The sequence below is a fragment of the Bombilactobacillus sp. ESL1202 genome (genome assembly GCF_058107125.1).
Genome location: NZ_CM176590.1, coordinates 304,008 through 324,051, shown reverse-complemented (window position 1 = coordinate 324,051; position 20,044 = coordinate 304,008). Strand labels below are relative to the sequence as shown.

23 protein-coding genes, 1 tRNA gene and 1 other annotated feature are annotated in these 20,044 nt (G+C 36.1%); of the genes, 19 read left to right on the top strand and 5 right to left on the bottom strand.

Going from position 1 to position 20,044, the window contains the following annotated elements; translation table 11 throughout:
• The first annotated feature begins 41 nt into the window (after positions 1 to 41).
• Positions 42 to 611, top strand: a complete 570-nt coding sequence (locus AC3B7A_RS01630) for an NADPH-dependent F420 reductase (RefSeq protein ID WP_489756017.1) — start codon at positions 42 to 44, stop codon at positions 609 to 611.
• A gap of 212 nt (positions 612 to 823) precedes the next feature.
• Here AC3B7A_RS01630 and AC3B7A_RS01625 read toward each other — a convergent pair whose 3' ends face one another.
• On the bottom strand, positions 824 to 1,879 hold the full coding sequence (locus AC3B7A_RS01625) for a YdcF family protein (RefSeq protein WP_489756016.1): 1,056 nt from the start codon (positions 1,877 to 1,879) through the stop codon (positions 824 to 826).
• A 12-nt stretch (positions 1,880 to 1,891) separates the two neighbouring features.
• A complete protein-coding gene (locus AC3B7A_RS01620; RefSeq protein WP_489756015.1) occupies positions 1,892 to 4,312 on the bottom strand; it encodes a Xaa-Pro dipeptidyl-peptidase in 2,421 nt (806 codons plus the stop codon).
• Between the two features lie 144 nt (positions 4,313 to 4,456).
• Here AC3B7A_RS01620 and AC3B7A_RS01615 point away from each other — a divergent pair, with 144 nt between their 5' ends.
• Positions 4,457 to 4,702 carry a GlsB/YeaQ/YmgE family stress response membrane protein gene (locus tag AC3B7A_RS01615; protein ID WP_489756014.1) on the top strand — a complete coding sequence of 82 codons (246 nt, stop codon included), beginning with the start codon at positions 4,457 to 4,459 and terminating at the stop codon, positions 4,700 to 4,702.
• A 206-nt stretch (positions 4,703 to 4,908) separates the two neighbouring features.
• Here the strand turns inward: AC3B7A_RS01615 and AC3B7A_RS01610 are convergent.
• A tRNA-Gln gene (locus tag AC3B7A_RS01610) sits at positions 4,909 to 4,981 on the bottom strand.
• Positions 4,982 to 5,137: 156 nt separating this feature from the next.
• On the opposite strand from AC3B7A_RS01610, the gene AC3B7A_RS01605 reads away from it, so the two are divergent.
• Positions 5,138 to 6,556, top strand: a complete 1,419-nt coding sequence (locus AC3B7A_RS01605) for a C69 family dipeptidase (protein ID WP_489756013.1) — start codon at positions 5,138 to 5,140, stop codon at positions 6,554 to 6,556.
• 151 nt (positions 6,557 to 6,707) lie between these two features.
• On the opposite strand, the gene glyA is transcribed toward AC3B7A_RS01605, so the two are convergent.
• Positions 6,708 to 7,946 (bottom strand): serine hydroxymethyltransferase, encoded by a 1,239-nt coding sequence (gene glyA, locus AC3B7A_RS01600; protein ID WP_489756012.1) that lies wholly within the window; start codon positions 7,944 to 7,946, stop codon positions 6,708 to 6,710.
• A 194-nt stretch (positions 7,947 to 8,140) separates the two neighbouring features.
• On the opposite strand from glyA, the gene AC3B7A_RS01595 reads away from it, so the two are divergent.
• Both AC3B7A_RS01595 and AC3B7A_RS01590 read left to right on the top strand, forming a co-directional pair.
• A complete protein-coding gene (locus tag AC3B7A_RS01595) occupies positions 8,141 to 8,809 on the top strand; it encodes a sugar O-acetyltransferase (protein WP_489756011.1) in 669 nt (222 codons plus the stop codon).
• Positions 8,802 to 9,608 carry a Cof-type HAD-IIB family hydrolase gene (locus AC3B7A_RS01590; RefSeq protein ID WP_489756010.1) on the top strand — a complete coding sequence of 269 codons (807 nt, stop codon included), beginning with the start codon at positions 8,802 to 8,804 and terminating at the stop codon, positions 9,606 to 9,608. The genes AC3B7A_RS01595 and AC3B7A_RS01590 overlap by 8 nt, the downstream gene beginning before the upstream one ends.
• 83 nt (positions 9,609 to 9,691) lie before the next feature.
• Here AC3B7A_RS01590 and AC3B7A_RS01585 read toward each other — a convergent pair whose 3' ends face one another.
• Positions 9,692 to 10,438, bottom strand: a complete 747-nt coding sequence (locus AC3B7A_RS01585; RefSeq protein WP_489756009.1) for a tyrosine-protein phosphatase — start codon at positions 10,436 to 10,438, stop codon at positions 9,692 to 9,694.
• Between the two features lie 170 nt (positions 10,439 to 10,608).
• Here AC3B7A_RS01585 and AC3B7A_RS01580 point away from each other — a divergent pair, with 170 nt between their 5' ends.
• The 14 genes from AC3B7A_RS01580 (at position 10,609) to AC3B7A_RS01515 (ending at position 20,044) form a co-directional block, all read left to right on the top strand.
• Complete coding sequence (locus AC3B7A_RS01580) at positions 10,609 to 11,334, top strand: ABC transporter ATP-binding protein (protein ID WP_489756008.1); 726 nt, start codon at positions 10,609 to 10,611, stop codon at positions 11,332 to 11,334.
• On the top strand, positions 11,331 to 12,443 hold the full coding sequence (locus tag AC3B7A_RS01575) for an ABC transporter permease (RefSeq protein ID WP_489756007.1): 1,113 nt from the start codon (positions 11,331 to 11,333) through the stop codon (positions 12,441 to 12,443). Before AC3B7A_RS01580 ends, AC3B7A_RS01575 begins: the two co-directional genes overlap by 4 nt.
• 1 nt (position 12,444) lies before the next feature.
• Complete coding sequence (locus AC3B7A_RS01570; RefSeq protein WP_489756006.1) at positions 12,445 to 13,113, top strand: TetR/AcrR family transcriptional regulator; 669 nt, start codon at positions 12,445 to 12,447, stop codon at positions 13,111 to 13,113.
• 19 nt (positions 13,114 to 13,132) lie between these two features.
• Positions 13,133 to 13,241 (top strand) — a sequence feature (ribosomal protein L20 leader region).
• 48 nt (positions 13,242 to 13,289) lie between these two features.
• Positions 13,290 to 13,802, top strand: a complete 513-nt coding sequence (infC, locus tag AC3B7A_RS01565; RefSeq protein WP_489756005.1) for a translation initiation factor IF-3 — start codon at positions 13,290 to 13,292, stop codon at positions 13,800 to 13,802.
• A gap of 17 nt (positions 13,803 to 13,819) precedes the next feature.
• A complete protein-coding gene (rpmI, locus tag AC3B7A_RS01560; RefSeq protein ID WP_489756004.1) occupies positions 13,820 to 14,020 on the top strand; it encodes a 50S ribosomal protein L35 in 201 nt (66 codons plus the stop codon).
• Between the two features lie 37 nt (positions 14,021 to 14,057).
• The gene (gene rplT, locus AC3B7A_RS01555) at positions 14,058 to 14,414 is read left to right on the top strand and encodes a 50S ribosomal protein L20 (RefSeq protein ID WP_489756003.1); all 357 of its coding nucleotides are present in this window, start codon (positions 14,058 to 14,060) and stop codon (positions 14,412 to 14,414) included.
• 236 nt (positions 14,415 to 14,650) lie between these two features.
• Entirely contained in the window at positions 14,651 to 15,190 is a 540-nt protein-coding gene (locus tag AC3B7A_RS01550) for a YqeG family HAD IIIA-type phosphatase (protein ID WP_489756002.1), read from the top strand.
• Complete coding sequence (yqeH, locus tag AC3B7A_RS01545) at positions 15,183 to 16,301, top strand: ribosome biogenesis GTPase YqeH (protein WP_489756001.1); 1,119 nt, start codon at positions 15,183 to 15,185, stop codon at positions 16,299 to 16,301. Before AC3B7A_RS01550 ends, yqeH begins: the two co-directional genes overlap by 8 nt.
• A 12-nt stretch (positions 16,302 to 16,313) precedes the next feature.
• On the top strand, positions 16,314 to 16,631 hold the full coding sequence (locus AC3B7A_RS01540; RefSeq protein WP_489756000.1) for a YhbY family RNA-binding protein: 318 nt from the start codon (positions 16,314 to 16,316) through the stop codon (positions 16,629 to 16,631).
• A gap of 9 nt (positions 16,632 to 16,640) precedes the next feature.
• Positions 16,641 to 17,291: a nicotinate-nucleotide adenylyltransferase gene (locus AC3B7A_RS01535; protein WP_489755999.1), complete on the top strand. Its 651-nt coding sequence runs from the start codon at positions 16,641 to 16,643 to the stop codon at positions 17,289 to 17,291.
• Entirely contained in the window at positions 17,275 to 17,865 is a 591-nt protein-coding gene (gene yqeK / locus AC3B7A_RS01530) for a bis(5'-nucleosyl)-tetraphosphatase (symmetrical) YqeK (RefSeq protein WP_489755998.1), read from the top strand. The genes AC3B7A_RS01535 and yqeK overlap by 17 nt, the downstream gene beginning before the upstream one ends.
• A gap of 4 nt (positions 17,866 to 17,869) precedes the next feature.
• Positions 17,870 to 18,229 (top strand): ribosome silencing factor, encoded by a 360-nt coding sequence (rsfS, locus tag AC3B7A_RS01525; RefSeq protein WP_489755997.1) that lies wholly within the window; start codon positions 17,870 to 17,872, stop codon positions 18,227 to 18,229.
• Positions 18,226 to 19,365 (top strand): nucleotidyltransferase, encoded by a 1,140-nt coding sequence (locus tag AC3B7A_RS01520; RefSeq protein ID WP_489755996.1) that lies wholly within the window; start codon positions 18,226 to 18,228, stop codon positions 19,363 to 19,365. Before rsfS ends, AC3B7A_RS01520 begins: the two co-directional genes overlap by 4 nt.
• A gap of 124 nt (positions 19,366 to 19,489) precedes the next feature.
• Complete coding sequence (locus AC3B7A_RS01515) at positions 19,490 to 20,044, top strand: DUF177 domain-containing protein (RefSeq protein WP_489755995.1); 555 nt, start codon at positions 19,490 to 19,492, stop codon at positions 20,042 to 20,044.

Below are 20,044 nucleotides of genomic sequence, written 5' to 3'. Positions count from 1 at the left end.
GACGGATAATAAATTTATGATGATGAAAGGAAGCTTGAAAAATGAATATTTCAATTTTCGGTAAGGGCAATATGGGACAAGCCATTGGTAAAAATTTGGAAATCGCTGGTAACGTTGTGAATTATTATGATACTAAGATTAAAGCCACAAGCTTAGATGACTTAGTCATTTTCGCTGTTCCTTATCCAGCATTAGCCAAATTAGCTCAACAGTATCAAGAACAATTGGCAGGTAAAGTGGTTGTCGATATTACCAATCCACTAAATTTTGCGACTTTTGATGAGCTAGTGGTTCCTGCTGATAGTTCAGCGGCGCAAGAATTACAGGCCAAATTGCCGCAAAGTCAAGTTTTAAAAGCGTTTAATACTAATTTTGCGCAGACTTTACAAACTGGTAAAGTGGGTCAAGAAACAACGACAGTGCTAGTGGCCGGTGATGATCCAGCAGCCAAAGAAGTTTTGCTGAAGGCTTTAGCAGCTAGCCCCTTGCAGGTTATGGATGCCGGAAAATTAAAGCGAGCACGCGAACTAGAGGCGCTGGGTTTCTTGCAAATGACATTAGCTAATAAGGAACGTATTAGTTGGCAGGGTGGTTTTGAAATTAATCATTAACGAAAAATTACTAAAATAAAAAAAGCCGAGGTTGAAACAAAAATCATTTAGAACTTAATGATTTTTGGTCTAATCTCAGCTTTTTTAAAGTGAATAAGTCTTAAGGTTCCGCAAATTAAACGAACATTAATTAATTATCGCGTTCCAAAAGTCAGCAGTTGGTGCCTAACTGTTAAGCGACTTTTGTTCTAGCCCTGTTTTGGCATCCATCATTAGCTAGTAACAAAAGCCCAAACGTTAAATAATGACAATAATAGAATTATTCCTAGACAAATAATATGAAATTTTTTGTGGTTGTTTAATAAGGCTAAATATTCGCGTAAAAAAGCATTAGGGACAAAGAAACGACTAGTTTTGGCTCCGAGACCAGTAATATTTAAGCCAACAAAGCGTGCATAGCCGGCAGCACGAAAAGTATGGTAATCACTGGTGGCAAAAATCCCTTTTTGCAGATTTAAATGATGTTGCTGTAAAATTTTTTTTGAAAATAGCATATTTTCATAGGTGTTTTTAGAATGTGCTTCACTGACGACTAATTGGGGGGCAATGCCTTGATTTAGAACGTAGGCACGCATGGCTTGACCTTCAGGTACTGTTTCATCATGGCCTTGACCACCTGAACAAACAATTAAGGGAAAATGTCCCGTCTTTTGCCATTGCTTGCGTGCAAAATCCAAAGCGACGTTAATTCGAGCCTTTAACAGCGGCGAAACCTGATCACCATCAAGCAAGCCAGCACCTAAGACAATAATGTAGTCTTGATTAAAGCGTGGACGATATAAACGTGTGATTAAAAAGGAGGTAATGAATGCTAAAAACCAAAAGATAACATAAAAAATGATGGGCAATACTAGGTGCGTATATATGCTAAAAAAAGTGGGTGATAGTAAATGGCGCGTGCTGACTTTGATTACTGGAATTGCAAGCACAATTAAACCTAAAATTAAAGTCAGATTATTGGCTAATGTGTGGCTTTCATGATGCCAAACAATAACCGCATTCCATAATAATAACAAACCCAAAGCAGCATAAAAAATTAAAATAATTGCTGTTACTATGGCGACCAGCCAATACACAATTTGATAAAGAATGTGGTTGTGCAAGGCTTCAACACTTAAGATCAAAGTGATTCCTAAGGTAAAAAGCATAATGTTAGCTAAAGCTCCATTTAGCAGGCGGAACTTATTTTGCATCAAACTGATGACTAAACCGCTAGCACTGATAAAAACGATTAGCCACAAGCCACTTAATAAATAATTGGATATCATACATAACTTCCTTTACAAATGTGGTAGTTCTAATGAGCACTGCTTTAAAGCTAACGTATAACTAATTTCTTGATTACCCCGAATTGTCATTTCAAAATCGGTGGCGTAAACAATTAAACCTAATTGATGTCCAGTCGCTAATTGGTAATGAGTGGGTTGTAATTGGACACTGAGATCATAAAATTTCCCAGGTAATATTGGTTCAGTTTGATAATTACCCTGACGGTTTTGTAAATTAAGATGGGTTAAAGAAATCAATTGGTAGGCGGATGGCTTGGTGGCTAATTCATATTCTTTTAAATCTTCCTTGTGATAATGATAGCCCTGGTCATAACTTTGCGCAGCCAAAGTGCTTGGCAAAGTGGTTAGGCGTCGGAATTGACCGTAATCAATTAGTCGTAAACTTAATAAGCCTAAATTTGCGGAACTGGCGATTCTTAAATTAACTTGCGCGCGACCATCAATAATTAAATCTTGTGTTTGCTTTGGTGCTAAAAAGATTAATTTATTAGCATCTAAGGCTGAAGTTTGACTTGTCATTACATCTTGACGCCAAGTTGCTAAATCATGACAATAATTTTGAAAAACTGATTCAGGCAAATGATCAGTAAAGCTCATAGTTGTTGGCTGCTTTGGCTGCTCACTGTTTAAAGTATTTTGATTGAAATAATAAGTTTGTATTGAATTATCAGGACTACTCCAATCTTGATAAGAATGCCAAGTTTCTGGAATAGTGTTATCTTGAATTAAAACGGTAGGTAAAAGCTGATCTGCTTGATTATCAACATCATACAACTTATAAGATAACCACAAATTCATCATGTCAGTAAAATCTAATGAACGATTATTGTTAATGTAGATGTGGGGTCCTTGGTGTAAAATCAATTTCTTGGTAATCGGCAGCTCACGTAATTTAGCCCACAATTTTTGAACGTTTTTAGGTTTTACGTTCCAATCATTGAGTCCATGGACTAAAATAACATCGGCCTTAATGTTTTGGGCTTGATGACGATAATTGCGTTGCTCCCAAAAATTATTATAATTTCCAGTGGTGCGCTCTTGTCCACTGGTTATGTGCGTTAGTTGTTGGTGCCAGCGACTTTTTATTGTGTAGTAATCACCAGCCTGTTTTTGGCGCGAAAAAGTTTCCTCGGCTAAAACGTCACAATCTTCACCAGGAAAACCACCAGGAGCCACCACTAAGCCGTGTTCGCGGTAATAATCATACCAACTAGAAATAGCAGCTTCGCTGATGATGGTCTTTAATCCTTCAACGCCGGTAGTAGCTGCTGCTGTGGCTAGAGTGCCCAGGTAAGAGCGCCCGGTCATGGCAATTTTATGATTGGACCACCACGCTTTAATTTGAATTTGATCAGTTTTATTAGTAAAAGCAGTTCTGTTACCCGCTAGCCATTCAATTACAGCAGTAGTGGAAATAGTTTCTTGTTGATCACCACAAGTTCTGAATCCATCAGAATCTTTGGTACCAATACCTGCAGCATAAACGACGGCAAAACCGCGAGCTAAGAAATAATCATTTAAACTGTAAGTAAAATGATTGCCGAAACTTTGACTGGCAGTTTTGGTTGTTCCTAAAATTTTTCTAGCAGCGGGAATTGTTGAATCATTCCGTGTTGATGGCGTTTTTGGCACAAATTGTTGGGAAGTTTTTTTGACTAAAGGAACATTGACATTGTGCGTTAATTGTTCACCCGCTAAATCATTAGTTCCTTGATTATAGGGGGAGGCGGTATATAAAACAGGAACTTTTAAACCAGTATTTGTTTCACTAGGACGGGTAATTTCGACTTTTAATAAATCACGTTGACCATAGTTGGCGCTGTCTTGGCTACTTTCAACATAAACTACTTCATTAATTAAGTGTGTTGTATCAAAAACTGGTTGGGCCTTACCATTGAAAAATAATGGTTGACTAATTGATTGGTGTTGCTTTAAGTTGTGGAAATAACCCCGACTGGCTAAGTCATCCAAATAAGTTTGACCATTAACTGTATGAGTAATTAATAACTGATAAAAGCCGTGAATTAAATCGGCAGTAGTTAAATTCTTGGCGGCAAATTGCGGATAATTTAATTGAACCGTTGTTGCTAAAGGTTGATTCAAGTCAAAGTCTTGCTCCACTTCTAGACCTAATAATTGAAAATATAAATTATAAAAAGCATTTGTTGATACACCATCTTCTTGTTGTAGATATTGTTGAGCAGTTTGGCTACTAGTAGCCATTAATGTTTTCATTTGCTGTGCTTGACTACTGGAGTCATTAAATTCTGGGAAACATTGTAATAAAAATTGTTTGAAAAGAATGATAGGTTTTTGTTTTGCTTGCTCTGGTTTCAAAAAGCCAATTTGTTCTAATTCGTTAATTTCCTCTTGTTTTTTAGTGGGACGGATACCAAATTGATTTAACTTCATAATAAGATTGATCCTTTCAAGCTTGATATTTTTATTATAAAGGTGAAAGTCATTTGGCAAAAGGATTTTCCTAAGCTAATTATTACGCTAATGAAAGTGAAACTAATATACTAAAGTTAAGTTATTAATTGGGAGGCTTAAGGTATGTATTGGATTTGGGTTTTAATCGTCGGAGCACTTATCGGTTTAATTGCCGGAGCATTAACTAAGAAGGGCAATTCTATGGGCTGCATTACAAACATTGTTGCCGGTTTGGTTGGTTCTTCGCTAGGGCAATGGTTATTAGGCGATTGGGGGCCACAATTAGCCGGTATGGCGATTGTTCCTTCAATTATTGGAGCAGTAATTCTAGTGTTGATTGTTTCTTTTATTATTGACAAGTTGAATTAATGTTTAAAATAGTTGCTGAATATTGGGGTAATTTAGTTTGTAAAAAAATTGTTTATCATTAAAAACGTTTTTGGGGGTAATGGTGCTAGTACAAATTGATGACTTTGAAGATAATGTACAAATAAAAGCGCTTTTTTGTAGTCAGTTTTGTAGCCAAAATAAAAATACCAGCCACAAAGGCTGGTTTTTGAACGTTTGAAGACTGATTGGGTATGTAGGGCTCGAACCTACAAATTACGGATTCAGAGTCCGTTGCCTTACCGGTTTGGCGAATACCCATTACTTTTAATCAACATTAATATCTTAACTAAAGTAAATCTTGGTGTCAATAGGAGAATAGAAATTTTTCTGTTTTCAGATAAGTTGCGTCTCTTAGAAAAGATGCCTACAATTAAAGTAGTTAAGTTATTTAATTTGTAATTAAAGGAGTAAAAAATGAAAATGCCAAAAAGAACTAGTGCTTGTACTAGTATTTTAATTGGTAAACAAGCTAGTAGAGATGGTTCAATTATAATTGGTCGTAATGAAGACGCTAATACAGCTTTACCCAAACATTTTGTAGTTCGTCCACATCAAAAATTTTCACAACCGCAGCAATTTATTTCCAAAGCTAACCACTTTCAAATGGCGTTACCTCAAGAGCGATTTAAATATACTGCCACTCCGGAATGTAGCGATCGCAACGGAGTTTTTGAAGAAAGTGGTTTTAATGAATATGGTGTGGCCATGAGTGCTACGGAAAGTACTTATACCAACCCAACGGCTTTAGGTGCTGATCCTTTAGTCGCAGATGGAATTGGTGAAGAAGCAATGGTGACTTGTGTTTTACCATATGTCAAAACTGCGCGGGCAGCCATTGAACGTTTAGGAAGTATTGTGGAAAAATATGGTACTTGTGAATCGAATGGCGTTTTGTTTGCTGATCAAAAAGAAGCTTGGTATATGGAAATTGTCTGTGGTCATCAATGGGCAGCACAATTAATTCCCGATGATAGCTATGCAGTAATTGCTAATCAAGTAGCCATTCAAGAAATTGATTTTGCTGATAATTATAACTTTATGTTCAAAGATGATTTGAAAGAGTTTGTGATTGATAATCAGTTAAATCCACAAGCAACGGGTTTTAATTTTCGCCAAATTTTTGGCACCCAAACGGACTTTGACGAACATTATAATACGCCACGGGTTTGGTGGGGACAACAACAGTTCTCTGGAGCAGATGCGCAACAACCAAATAGTGAAGATTTAGCTTTTATCAGAAAACCACAGCAAAAATTGAGTATTGATGATGCTAAAATGTACTTATCCTCACATTACGAAAAAACACCATATGATATTTTAAATAGTCAAGAGCATCCTTATCGACCAATTAGTCTAGCAAAAACGCAAGAATCGCATTTGTTACAAATTAGACCGGCTTTACCACCTGCCATTGCTTGTGTGCAGTGGTTAGCTTTAGGTGTTAGTGCCCAAAGTGTTTACGTACCGTTTTATTTAGGGATGAATACAACTCCTGATTTTTATCAAGAGGGTGATTTGACTTACGATAGTGTTTCAGCTTATTGGCTTTATAAGTTAGCAGGTGTCTTGGTTGATAGCCATTATCCAGAGTTTGGTCCCATCTTGAAAGAATACCAAAAAAAGATTACTGCTTACTTGAATCATGAGTTGAGAATGAGTGATCAAACGGCTCAAGAATTTAGTGATGAATCCATGCTAGCAACTTATTTGACTAAATGTTCTGCCCAAAATGCTGAATATGCGGCTCAACAATATCGGCGATTGATTTCTACATTAGTTACCAAAGCAACGGCTTTGTCGCCATTAAATTATCAAACGGATTTGAATCTATAATCTAAAAAACTACTACCACAAAAAATTGTAATTATAATATGGTTGCCAAAGTTAGAGAGACTTTGGCAAACGGCACATTATATTCATGGTAGTAGTTTTTATTTTTTTAATACAATTGATTTTTTAAACTAATTGAAATTTTGATTGGTGTCTACCAACGTTTAATAGGACGTTTATCCGTTAATTGTTGAACTTGTTGTTTAATTTGCTCTAATTTTTGGGTGTCATCAGCGTTATGAATGACTTGTAAAATTAATTGAGCTGTTGTTTTACTATCTTCTTCATCAAAACCTCGACTAGTGATTGCCGGTGTTCCTAGCCGTAAACCAGAAGTTTTAGAAGGTGGTAGTGGGTCGTTAGGGATGGCTTCTTTGTTGGTAGTGATTCGAACGCTATCCAATAGATCTTGAACTTGGGCCCCATTTAAAGCAGTTTTACTTAAGTCTAAAGTTAATAAATGGTTGTCAGTTCCACCGGTTAAAACTTGCACTTGGTCATCAGCGTTAAAGACTTCAGCCATTGCTTGGGCGTTATTTAAGATTTGTTGTTGATAAGTTTTAAACTCTGGTTGGCTAGCTTCGTAAAAAGCAGCCGCTTTAGCAGCGATGACATGTTCTAATGGTCCACCTTGAGTGCCTGGAAAAACGGCACTATTAATCTTTTTAGCATATTTTTCTTGGGCTAAAATTAGTCCCCCACGTGGTCCGCGTAAAGTTTTGTGGGTCGTAGAAGTCACAATATCGGCAATTCCCACGGGACTTGGATGTAGTCCGACAGCTACTAAACCAGCGATATGAGCCATATCAACCATTAATTTAGCACCAACTCGATCAGCAATCTCACGAAACTTTTTAAAATCAATGATGCGACTATAAGCTGAAGCGCCCGCAACAATTAATTTTGGCTGAACTTTTTGGGCAATTTCCAGCACTTGGTCATAATCTAGATAACCTTGATTATCAACACCGTAACTATAAAAATCATAAGTTTTACCAGAAAAGTTAACTTTAGAACCGTGAGTTAAGTGGCCACCAGCGTCTAAATCCATTCCCAATACTCGATCGCCGGGTTTGATTAAAGCACGATAAGCAGCTTCATTAGCTTGAGAACCTGAATGAGGTTGCACATTAGCATATTCCGCATGATAAAGTTCTTTGACGCGGTCAATTGCTAGTTGTTCAATTTGATCAATATATTCGTTGCCACCATAGTAACGTTTACCAGGATAACCTTCAGCATACTTATTAGTTAAAACGGAACCTTGCGCGGCAAGTACGCTTTTTGAAACAATATTTTCAGACGCAATTAATTCAATATTATGTTCTTGACGCTCTTTTTCAGCATTAATTAACTGCCATAACTGGGGATCTGTCTCTTGATAAGTTGTCATGATATTCCACCTTTCAAAATTAGATAATGCAGTGTTAGTTGTAAAATATTAATTAACTCAGTTCTATTATATGCAAATCACTTTACTTTACCAAGCTGAAATTGTTAAGAAAAGTTTAAGAATTAGCCCGATTACCTTGAGAACAATTTCATATTTATTAAATTTATGCCATAATATCGCTAGGAGGTGTAAGAATGAAAGCTCAACCAGACTTTGATTATGAGCAACTACTAAACGGTAAGCTGTATCGTTCAGATCAAATTTTAGCAGAGAATAAGTCCGTATCTGGTAAATTAATTGCCCAAAAAATAAATCAAGTGCCAATTAATCAAACGGAACAAATTGTAGCTTTAGAGCATCAATTGTTTGGCAAAACGGGGCAAAATTTGTATGTTAATCCACCCGTTTACGTTGATTATGGACGACATATTTCTATTGGCGATAATTTTTACGCTAATCAAAATTGTACTTTTTTAGATGTTAACCCAATCATTATTGGTAATGATGTTTTAATTGGACCTAATACTAGCCTTTACACAGCTGGTCATCCTTTGGATCCAGAAGTTCGTAAAGAGGGTTTGGAATTTGGTAAACCCATTGTTATTCAGGATAATGTTTGGCTAGGCGGTAGTGTTTGTGTATTGCCAGGAGTGACGATTGGTCAAAACACGGTCGTTGGTGCTGGCTCGGTAGTGACCAAAGATATTCCCGAAAATAGCGTAGCGGTTGGTAATCCTGCGCGGGTAATTCGGACGATTGATATCAAAGATTATCAAATTTGGCGGCAAAGACGTGTCGAATATTGGCAAGCCCAAAAGCAGGCCAATGTTAATGTAAATGTAAATGGAGAGGGAAATGATTAAATTAGTAGCAATTGATGTTGATGATACGTTATTGAATAGTCAGGGAAAATTACTGGATTCCACAATTGAAGTTATTAGACAAGCAGTAAGACAAGGAGTTAAAGTTGTTCTTTGTTCTGGACGACCGTTAGCTGGCGTTCAAAATTTTTTAAAGACTTTAGACATACAACAGGCAGATCAATATGTTATTACATTCAACGGAGCAGTTATTGAAAGCGTGACGGGAACCAAAATTAGTCAAGCAGGCCTTAGCCGAGCTACTTATGAACAAATTGATACTTATTCTAAAAAACATAAGTTAGCATATAATGTCTTAGATGCTGAGAGTAAAATTTATACCAGTAATCAAGATGTTAATCGTATTACAGTTGTTCAGGCGTGGGAAAATTCAGCTGGCATTTATATTCGTGAACCGCAAATGATTTCAGAACAAACAATTATGATTAAAGGTGTCTTTGTTGGTGAGACTCAAGAATTAGATCAACAAGAACCCCGTGTTCAACAAGTTTTTGGTCAAGATCATTATGTCGTTCGCGCTGCCGCTAATTTTTTGGAAATTATGCATCCAGATGTTAATAAGGGTAATGCTTTGAAAACTTTAACTGATAAGTTAGGTTTCACTAGTCAGGAAGTTATGGCAGTGGGTGATGAACAAAATGATATTCCAATGTTTGATTTTGCTCAGACGGCAGTGGCTATGGGCAATGGTTCCGCTGCTGCTAAAGAACATGCTACTTATGTTACTAGTTCTAATGATCAAGATGGCATTGCTCAAGCTTTTCAGAAGTTTGTTTTGTAATACAAATTTTAATTATAACAATAAAAGGTTGCGGCACTAATTTAGAAAAATTCTAATTAGTTGCTACAACCTTTTTATAATAATTATTTTTGAACGTAGATTTTTTGGAATGTTTCCAAGTAATCAGGTGCTAGTTGAAGTCCATTGTGTAAATAATTTTCAAAAGAACCATAATGTTCAACAATAATGTCTTGAGCGTGTTTAAGATATTCTTGTGCTACTTGCAAAGCGATTAACAATTCTTGAGCTTGTAAGTCAGTCATTTGATCTTGATATTGATTTAAAATAGCTCGATTAGCTTCTTGACGAAGTTCATTAGTCTTTAAATAATCGGCCATAATTACCTCATCGCTTGCACCGGCAGCCTTTAAAATCAAATAAGCCGCAAAACCGGTACGATCTTTGCCCGCAAAACAATGGAAAAGAATAGCTTGAGGCTGATTAATTAGATCATTCATAAAAATTTGATAGCCTTTTAGTGCTGATGAACTTAAGACTAATTGTTCATAGGTTTCTAACATATGTTGGTGGGTATCACCAGAAGTTTGAATCATTTTATTCATCGAAGCGTAGTTAGCAGTAGCATCTTTTAGAATATCTAGATGTTTGATACTGACTTGGTTCAAAGGGGTATCGGGCATTTCTGAAGTTTCCTTAGCACTGCGAAAATCGTAAATCACTTTAACATTGCAGGTATCAGCAATAAATTTACTAGTTTCTGGTGTGAGATCCACTAATTGCCCACTACGAAAAAACATTTTCTTTTTTAATTGGCCATTTTTGACATTGCATCCGCCAATATCACGAAAGTTAACTGGTTCAATTTGCATATTAATTGTCCTTCCAAATATCATCTAAAATTTAATATTATGATAAAACAAATATTTGTCAATCAAATTTACTATGTGTTAGCAGATAGTTGTAAATTTAAAAAAAGAAGTTATAATGATTTTTGAGTAAGTAAGTGATTACTAACTAATAAAAGTTGTGAGGTGTGACGATGACTAAAACAATTATCAGACTAACTGATTTGAAAAAGAAATTTGGCAATCAAACTGTTTTAAATGATGTTAGTTTTCAAGTCCAGTCAGGAGAAATTGTGGGCTTAATTGGTCCTTCAGGGGCTGGCAAATCGACAATTATAAAAATCACTTTGGGAATGGAAAAAGCTGATGGTGGTCAAGCAACTGTTTTTGACACAATAATGCCTAATCGAGTTTTATTGAAAAATATTGGTTATATGGCGCAAACTGATGCTTTATATGATTCATTAACGGCTTATGAGAATTTAGTTTTTTTCGCACAAATGAAAGGTGTAGCTAAAGACCAAATTGCTCCAGCAATTGAGCACGTAATTACAGTTGTGGATTTAACAAAAGATATTAAAAAGCGAGTCAGTGGTTATTCTGGCGGCATGAAACGCCGCTTGTCTTTAGCGATTGCTTTATTGGGTAATCCACCATTATTAGTTTTAGATGAGCCAACCGTTGGTATTGATCCTTCATTACGCCAGCAGATTTGGCAAGAATTGGCTCGTTTGAGAGATAGTGGTCATGCGATTTTAGTAACGACTCACGTTATGGACGAAGCCGAATTAACAGATCGAGTAGCACTACTACTTGGAGGTCAGGTAATCGCCAATGATCATCCGCAGATGTTGGAACAACAATTTGGGGTACAAACGATTGAAGAAGTCTTTTTGAAAGCAGAAGGTGATTTAAAATGAGAACTTGGGCAATTACTAAACGTGTTTTAACAGAATTATTTCGTGATAAAAGAACCTTAGCATTAATGTTTGTTGCACCGTTGGTAGTGCTAGCTTTAATGAGTTATATTTTTGGCGTGAATACTACTACGGATGTCAAAATTGGTACGGTTAATGTTTCACAAGTTGTTAACCATCATTTAAATCAGGTCAAAAATGTTCAAGTTAAAACTTATTCTTCAAAAGCTGACGTCCAAACAGCTTTAAAAAACGAAAAAGTTGATTCCTATATCATTAAAGATGGAAAAAACTTGGATGTGACTTATGCCAATGTAGATGCAAGTAAAACTAAATTAGCAAAGTCAGCTTTACAAATGGCACTTAGTCAAAAAAATATTGGCCAATTACAAACAGCTTTTCAAAAAATGCAAACGGTTTTACCACCAATGGTTACACAACAAGCCAAAACTTCGCTTCACAAAAGCAATCCAAAAATCCATAATACCTATAACTACGGTACCAAGGATTCTAATTTCTTTGATAAATTAATGCCGATTTTAATGGGCTTCTTCGTCTTTTTCTTTGTGTTTTTAATTTCGGGAATGGCATTACTTAGTGAACGTACTTCCGGAACCTTAGATCGTTTATTGGCAACACCAGTTAAACGCTCCGAAATTGTTTGGGGCTATATGTTAAGTTATGGTTTGGTGGCGATTATTCAAACTTTATTAATTGTGTGGTTTACGATTACGATTTTACATGTCCAAGTAGTTGGCTCTATTTGGTTAGTATTATTAGTGACGGTGTTATTAGCGTTAGTCGCTTTAGCCTTAGGAATTTTTATGTCAACTTTTGCAAAATCAGAATTTCAAATGATCCAATTTATTCCAATTATTGTGATTCCGCAAATTTTCTTCTCGGGAATTATTTCTCTATCAGCGATGGCCAAGTGGGCGCAGTGGCTGGCTGATATTTTGCCAATGAAATATGCAGCTTCGGCTTTGACAAACATAATTATGAAAGGCTATGGTTTTTCACAAATTGCAGGTGAATTATCGGCATTGGTTATTTTTATCGTTATCTTGACGGTGGGTAATATAATAGGTTTAAAACGTTATCGAAAGGTCTAACATGACAGAAAAAGATTTTGCTTCATTTTTAGACGACCAAACCATGGCGCCTGGTAAACGAAAAATTTTACAAGCGGCCATTGAATTATTTGCACAGCAGGGCTATCAAGCTACTTCAACGGCGGCCATTGCTAATAAAGCTGGTCTCAGTGATGCCACTATGTTTAAGCATTTTAAATCGAAGGCCGATTTATTGCAGGCAATTATTGAACCGTTGCTGACACAGTTAGTGCCGACATTGAGTACTGAATTTTTGGGGAAATTAGAAGATCATGCGACAACAATTAATCATCTGATTGCTTATATGATTCGGGATCGTTATGGTTTTATTAATCAAAATTGGCAAATTATTTCAATTATTGTTAATCAATTATTAGTAGACCAAAATTTAAGAAATCAAATTATCGAACTTTTACAACCTAAGGTGCAAAAACTTTTAGTGGTCTTGCAAGATTTATTAATAGCAGAGCCCCAAATTGATCCCCGAGTTGAGCCTGCTGATGTACTACGCTTAATTATTGGTCAATTGCTAACTAATTTTTTAGAGAAATATAAATTTCAATCCCAACCACTGGTTACTGATCAACAAGATGAACAAATAATTAATAAGATGACTATCTTAGTGCAACATGCCATCTTAAAATTACCTCTTGACGATTCGCAATTGTAGTAATATAATCAGTAATTGTTGAAACAAGCAGAAGCTCCCGCTTCTCACCCACGCTTGAAGCCACTGGGTTTGATAATAATAATCGATGATGATTGCGGGTGCTTTGGCACCCGCATTTTTTGTGAGTGATAATTTTTCGGAGGTGGATACCCATAGCTAATAATAGCAAAAACAATATGATCGTGAATGATCGCATTCGTTCACGTGAGTTGCGTGTAATTTCAGTTAATGGAGAACAATTAGGTGTTAAGACTAAACAGGAAGCAATGCGTTTAGCTGAACAGGCAGATTTGGACTTGGTATTGGTATCACCCAATGCTAAGCCTCCAGTAGCTAGAATTATGGATTATGGCAAATATCGGTTTGAATTACAGAAGAAAAACCGGGAATCGCGTAAAAAACAAAAAACTGTCAGTATCAAGGAAATTCGTTTAAGTCCAACAATTGAGCAAAACGACTTTGATACCAAGCTGAAAAATGCTCGTAAGTTTCTTGAAAAGGGTTCTAAAGTTAAGATTTCGATTCGCTTCCGTGGTCGAGCTATCACTCATAAAGAAATCGGTCGGGATGTTTTGGAACGGATGGCTGAAGCTGCTAAAGATGTGGCAACGGTTATTACACGTCCAAAAATGGACGGTCGCAGTATGTTCTTAATGCTTGCACCAATTAATGATAAAAAGAAGAATTAATATAGGAGGACTTTATTATGCCTAAGCAAAAAACACATCGTGCATCAGCAAAACGGTTTAAATTTACTGCTAATGGTGGCTTGAAACGTAGCCATGCTTATACTAGTCACCGTTTTCATGGAAAAACTAAGAAACAACGTCGCCAATTAGCAAAATCAGCAATGGTTAGTGCTAGCGATATGAAACGAATCAAACAAATGTTGACTACCTACAAGTAAACATGATTTAGTTTAATAATTTTTAGGAGGAATCTTTATGCCACGTGTAAAAGGTGGAACAGTAACTCGTAAGCGCCGTAAGAAAGTTCTTAAATTAGCCAAGGGTTATCGCGGTTCTAAACATATTCAATTTAAAGCAGCTTCAACTCAATTATTTAATTCTTATCACTATGCTTTTCGTGATCGGAAGCAAGTTAAACGCAATTATCGTAAATTGTGGATTGCACGGATTAATGCCGGTGCCCGGATGCATGATTTGAGCTATAGCAAATTAATGCATGGTTTGAAATTAGCTCAGGTTGATATTAACCGCAAGATGTTGGCTGACCTAGCAGTTAACGATCAACGTGCTTTTAAGAAGTTAGTTGATTTAGCTAAAGATGCGTTAAAATAAGCACGTAACTAGCCTAGCTAGTTGCGTGTTTTTACGCAATAGACAATAAATCTGAGATTAACTTGAGATATTTAAATTAGAGGCTAGAATAATCTTCTTCGGCTCCTGAATGAGGCTTCTGTTATAGGTACGTTTGAATTAATGGTTATTAAATTTATTATTCTGATCCACTATGTTCAGGCAGTTTTTAATTTATCTACTTGTTTGATCTCATTTTTTTCTGAAAATTGTAGGGAGTGAACATTCTGGGAATTTTCAAGCCAACTTTTATGGTTGAACAGATTACTAAAATTGCACCGAGTGAATTTGCGCAGGCAGGAATTAAAGTTATTTTGTCAGATTTAGATAATACGTTGATTCCTTGGAACCAAAAGGATCGCCAAACTGAGCAGTTAACGCAATGGATAAAGTCCTTAAATCAGTCTAATATTCAATTAGTGATTGTTTCTAATAATAGTGAGGAGCGGGTGCAGCGAGCTGTTGCTGGCCTACCAGTTCAGGTCGTAGCTCGAGCACTTAAACCATTGCCTTTTATTTTGAAAAGATTTGTTCAAGCTAATCCACATTCTACGCCCCAAATGGTAATGGTAGGGGATCAATTAATGACTGACGTGTTAGCGGGTAATTTAGCTGGTTTAAAAACGATTCTAGTTCAGCCCTTGGTTAAGACTGATTCTAAAAAGACGCGTGTTAATCGGATGTTGGAACGCCCACTGTTAAAAATTAACCATCTTTTATATCCTCGTTTACGTTGGAGGAAACATTTATATGAATAAAACTGAACTTTTTTGTATTGGTTGTGGTGCTAAATTACAAAGTGATGATCAGACAGCAATGGGTTATGTTCCGCAGTCAGCGTTAGATAAAGCATTGCAAGATTTAGATGCTCAAGACTTATATTGTCAAAGGTGTTTTCGCTTACGACACTATAATGAAGTGGCACAGGTGCCCTTGGATAATGTTGCTTTTCAAAAGTTATTGAAAAACATCGGCCGTAAAGACGCTTTGGTAATCTATGTTGTAGATATTTTTAATTTTTCAGGTAGTATTGTTAATAATTTAAAATCTTTTATTAAAAATAATCCAGTCTTGATTGTTGGCAATAAAATTGACTTAATTCCTAATTCTTATAATCGTAATAAATTAGTCAATTGGCTGCAACAGCAAGTTAAACAAATGGGCTTACATCCTGTAGGGACACAATTGGTTAGTGCTCGTAAATTAACACAAATTGATCAATTAATGACACAAATTGATCACTTGCGTCAAGGACGAGATGTTTACGTGATTGGTTCAACTAATGTTGGTAAATCAACCTTAATTAACGCCATTTTACAAGCTAATAGTGAATTAAAGAATTTAATTACTACTTCTAATTATCCAGGAACGACGTTAAATGAGATTCGAATTCCATTAGCTGGTGGGGGTTATTTAGTTGATACACCAGGAATTATTCATGATAATCAGATTGCTAACTTATTAGTTGATCAAGACTTGAAATTTTTGACACCACAACATGAACTTCATCCAAAAGTTTTTCAATTAAAACCACAACAAACTCTCTTTTTAAGTGGTTTAGGACGGTTAGATTTTATTAGTGGTGAACCGGGTTCTTTTGCTGTTTATGCAGATAATCAATTGTACGTTCACCGAACAAAATTAGCTAATGCGGATCAATTTTACCAAGCTCATCTCCAAGACTTGTTGGCTCATCCCCAGCCTAAACAAGAAATTTTGAGTTTAGTAGCTCATTCAATCAAAACAACTGTGCCTAATGATATTATCTTTTCAGGGTTGGGTTTTGTTAGTGTACCAGCCAATGTGCAATTAAAAGCGTATTTACCAGCTGGCGTTAAAGTTCATGTTCGTCCCGCTTTAATTAACTAATGGGAGTTTGAAATGTTAAATAAAAAACAATTAAAATTTTTAAAAAAGCAAGCACAATCCTTGACGTCAAGCTTACAGATTGGTAAAAATGGATTAAGTAGTGGCTTTTTGGAACAGTTAGAAGCGCAGTTAGAAATTCAAGAATTAATCAAAATTAATTGGCTGCAAATGGCTCCTGTTAACCGTTTAGCAGTAGTGCATACAATTACTCAAGAAATTGTTCAAATTGATTTAATTCAACAAATTGGTCATACTGCAGTCTTTTACCGTCCTGCTCGTCAAGAAAAGAATCGTCATTTGAGTCTAGAGGTTGAAAAAATTAAGGGATAGGTGAGAGCAATGGTACAAGTATTAACTACTCGACAAACATTAACTCAACCACAAGCCCAAGTTGCTGATGATGCAGTTAAAAAACGCATCGGAATTTTGGGTGGAACTTTTAATCCGCCCCATATTGGACATTTAATGATTGCTGATCAAGTTTCTGAGCAACTAGGTTTGGATAAAATTCTATTTATTCCTGATGCTAAGCCTCCTCATGTTGATGAAAAATCAGCAATTGCCATTGAACATCGGGTGGAAATGGTTCGGCGCGCAATTATTGACCATCGTAATTTTGACTTATGTTTAATTGAAGCTCAGCGTGGTGGAATTAGCTATACGTACGATACGATGCAACAATTAACAACGATGCATCCACAAAATCAATATTACTTTATTGTTGGTGGTGATATGGTCGAATATTTGCCTAAATGGCATAAGATCGATGAATTGGCTCAGTTAGTCCAGTTTGTTGGCGTTTGTCGTAAGGGATATGAAAAAAAATCACCTTATCCCATTATTTGGATTAATATGCCAACAACAGATGTAAGTTCAACTTGGGTGCGGCAGACTATTCAAACGCATGGCTCAATTCGATATTTTGTGCCTGACTTAGTACGACAGTACATTGAAGAAAAGGGGCTTTATCTTAATGATCGTAACAACTGAGTATGATTTTGAAGAATTAAAGAAAAAGGTGCAAGCTAAACTATCATCTCATCGTTTTGAGCACTGCGTGCGAACAAGTCAACGTTGTGTGGAATTAGCACAGCTTAACCATTGCGATGTTACTAAAGCTAAAGTAGCGGGTCTAATTCATGATTATGCCAAAGAGCGTAGTGATGCTGATTTTATCCAAGTTATTAAACATGAACATTTAAACCCTGATTTGTTAAATTATGGTAATGCAATTTGGCATGGCGTAGTCGGTGTTTACTTTATACAGCGAGAATTAGGCATTTATGATGAAGAAATTTTAAATGCTATTCGCAAGCATACGACCGCAGCGATTAAGATGACGACGCTAGATAAGATTGTTTTTATGGCTGATTACACTGAATCCGGACGCGATTTTACAGGAGTCCAAGAGGCACGTGAAATTACCGACCAGGATTTAGATGCCGGTGTTAGTTATCAAATTGAACACACTTTACAATTTTTGTTAAGTCAAAAGCAACAGATTTATCCGAAAACGATTGATAGCTATAACCAATGGGTAGTAGCAGCTAACAAGAGAGGTTGATAATTTGAATAGTCAGGAAATAATGCAAACTGCAGTCCAAGCAGCTGATTCTAAACGGGCGCATGAAATTACAGTTTTAGATATGCGGCAGGTCAGTTTAGTAGCTGATTATTTTGTGATTGCTGATGCTAATAGTCAACGTCAAGTTGATGCGATTGTAGATGCAGTAATTGAACAAGAAGAAATTCAAAATGTGACTATTAAACAAATTGAAGGTTCAAAAAATTCACCTTGGATTTTAATTGATTTAGGTGACGTAATTGTCCATATCTTTACGCAAGAAACACGGGAATTTTATCAATTGGAAAAATTGTGGTCTAAAGCTCCTGTGGTGGAAATTTCTTCACTACTACAAGCAAAATGAAGGTCTGTGGAGTAATTGCAGAGTATAATCCGTTTCATAACGGCCATTTGTGGCAGTTACAGCAAATTCGCCGACAGTTAAACCCAGATGTTTTACTGGTTGTAATGTCGGGCAATTTTGTCCAGCGTGGTGAAGCGGCGCTCGTTGATAAGTGGCGTAGAACCCAGATGGCATTGATGGCTGGGGTAGATTTAGTTGTTGAATTGCCATTTTATGGTGCAGTGCAACCCGCAAATTTATTTGCACAAGTAGCGTTAAAAATTTGTCAACAATTACAGGTTTCACATTTGGTTTTTAGCACGGAAAAGCCACACCTTGATTATCAAAAATTAGGTTCGCGTGTTTCACAAATTATTACTAAACAACCGGAATTTAAAGATTATCGAAACACGTATGCAACCCAATTCAACCAAATTTTACGAACAAAATTAGGAATTAATTTAACTAACCCCAATGAGATGTTAGGTTTAGCCTACGCGCAAGCTGCTGCTGATTTAAATTATTCTGTACAATTGGTTGCTCTGCCGAGAAAAGGTCAAGCCGATCATGGTCAAACTGATTTTTCGGGGGAATTTTCTAGTGCTAGCGCGATTCGGCAAGCAGTTTTAACCAATCAAAATTTTCAAACTGCGGTTCCTGAATTTGTTCCTGAATTATTAGGAACTAAATTTTTAAATTGGCAACAACTATTTCCTTATTTAAAATATCAGTTATTGACGACTAATCTGGTTCAACTAGGTCAAATTTATCAAATGAATGAGGGCTTGCAGTATAAGCTACAGCAGGAAATATATCAAAGTTCAAATTTCACAGAATTTTTATATCATATCAAAAGTAAGAGATTTACTTTTGCGCGTTTAAGACGGTTATGCCTATATACTTTGTTGAATGTTTCAACGCCACAAATGCAACAAATGCTGGCACAGCCTTATTTGCAAGTTTTGGGTTTCAATACAGTTGGACAACAACATTTGCATAGTCTGAAGAAAGTAATTGAGTATCCTTTAATTACAAAAGTAACTCAAAAATTAGGCAATCGTTCGGGAGTTATGGCTCGCGAAGTACAAATAGATCGGTTATTAACTTTACTGGGATTAACTGAACAAAATTTTGGTCGGCAACCGATTAGATTTTGATGACAATTTTTGTTTCAATAGTTTAGTAGTAATAATATTAAGTTTGACTTGAGAAATTTGTTATGATGCCAACTGCAAACTAGTTTAATTTGAATTGAATGAGCAACAGATTAGGGGTGATAAAATGCTAAGTTTTAAAACTGGTGAATTGGAAAAATACCGCCAACAACCGTTGAAGTTAGAACAAATAATTGATGTAGCAGCTAATTTAAAGCAACGTGATTCACAAATTATTAGTGTGAGTCCGATTAAAATTCAAGGCTTGATTAGTTTAGATGGTCAATTCATTTTGGGCGATTTTCATCTGATAGGGTCAATGACTTATCCTTCAACCCGTAGTTTAAAACCAGTTGATTTACCAATTGATTTTACTTTTCATGAAACCTATACTAATTTAACTGATGACCAAATTACAACTGAACAAAATGAACAGTATGGCTTAATCATATCTTTGACGGATCAAACCTTAGATTTGCAACAGGCAATTGAGGATAATTTATTGTTAAATATTCCGACGCAAGTTCTTACTCCTAAAGAGCAAGCGACGGGAGAGATGCCTCAAGGTGAAGAATGGTCCGTGATTTCAGAAGCTGATTATGACCGAGAGAAGACACCTAATTTAGAAGCTAGTGAAGAGCTAGCTAAATTGAAGAACTTTTTTGATGATGATGAGAATTAA

Excerpts from the sequence above, each read along its gene's own strand:
- AC3B7A_RS01590 (WP_489756010.1), top strand. The coding sequence starts at position 8,802 with ATGATTAAATTAGTAGCAATTGATGTTGATGATACGTTATTGAATAGT.
- AC3B7A_RS01605 (WP_489756013.1), top strand. The coding sequence starts at position 5,138 with ATGAAAATGCCAAAAAGAACTAGTGCTTGTACTAGTATTTTAATTGGT.
- yqeH (WP_489756001.1), top strand. The coding sequence starts at position 15,183 with ATGAATAAAACTGAACTTTTTTGTATTGGTTGTGGTGCTAAATTACAA.
- AC3B7A_RS01630 (WP_489756017.1), top strand. The coding sequence starts at position 42 with ATGAATATTTCAATTTTCGGTAAGGGCAATATGGGACAAGCCATTGGT.
- AC3B7A_RS01585 (WP_489756009.1), bottom strand. The coding sequence starts at position 10,438 with ATGCAAATTGAACCAGTTAACTTTCGTGATATTGGCGGATGCAATGTC.
- AC3B7A_RS01615 (WP_489756014.1), top strand. The coding sequence starts at position 4,457 with ATGTATTGGATTTGGGTTTTAATCGTCGGAGCACTTATCGGTTTAATT.
- yqeK (WP_489755998.1), top strand. The coding sequence starts at position 17,275 with ATGATCGTAACAACTGAGTATGATTTTGAAGAATTAAAGAAAAAGGTG.
- AC3B7A_RS01515 (WP_489755995.1), top strand. The coding sequence starts at position 19,490 with ATGCTAAGTTTTAAAACTGGTGAATTGGAAAAATACCGCCAACAACCG.
- AC3B7A_RS01575 (WP_489756007.1), top strand. The coding sequence starts at position 11,331 with ATGAGAACTTGGGCAATTACTAAACGTGTTTTAACAGAATTATTTCGT.
- rpmI (WP_489756004.1), top strand. The coding sequence starts at position 13,820 with ATGCCTAAGCAAAAAACACATCGTGCATCAGCAAAACGGTTTAAATTT.
- glyA (WP_489756012.1), bottom strand. The coding sequence starts at position 7,946 with ATGACAACTTATCAAGAGACAGATCCCCAGTTATGGCAGTTAATTAAT.
- AC3B7A_RS01595 (WP_489756011.1), top strand. The coding sequence starts at position 8,141 with ATGAAAGCTCAACCAGACTTTGATTATGAGCAACTACTAAACGGTAAG.
- AC3B7A_RS01620 (WP_489756015.1), bottom strand. The coding sequence starts at position 4,312 with ATGAAGTTAAATCAATTTGGTATCCGTCCCACTAAAAAACAAGAGGAA.
- AC3B7A_RS01625 (WP_489756016.1), bottom strand. The coding sequence starts at position 1,879 with ATGATATCCAATTATTTATTAAGTGGCTTGTGGCTAATCGTTTTTATC.
- AC3B7A_RS01580 (WP_489756008.1), top strand. The coding sequence starts at position 10,609 with ATGACTAAAACAATTATCAGACTAACTGATTTGAAAAAGAAATTTGGC.
- AC3B7A_RS01535 (WP_489755999.1), top strand. The coding sequence starts at position 16,641 with ATGGTACAAGTATTAACTACTCGACAAACATTAACTCAACCACAAGCC.
- AC3B7A_RS01570 (WP_489756006.1), top strand. The coding sequence starts at position 12,445 with ATGACAGAAAAAGATTTTGCTTCATTTTTAGACGACCAAACCATGGCG.
- infC (WP_489756005.1), top strand. The coding sequence starts at position 13,290 with ATGATCGTGAATGATCGCATTCGTTCACGTGAGTTGCGTGTAATTTCA.
- AC3B7A_RS01540 (WP_489756000.1), top strand. The coding sequence starts at position 16,314 with ATGTTAAATAAAAAACAATTAAAATTTTTAAAAAAGCAAGCACAATCC.
- rplT (WP_489756003.1), top strand. The coding sequence starts at position 14,058 with ATGCCACGTGTAAAAGGTGGAACAGTAACTCGTAAGCGCCGTAAGAAA.
- AC3B7A_RS01520 (WP_489755996.1), top strand. The coding sequence starts at position 18,226 with ATGAAGGTCTGTGGAGTAATTGCAGAGTATAATCCGTTTCATAACGGC.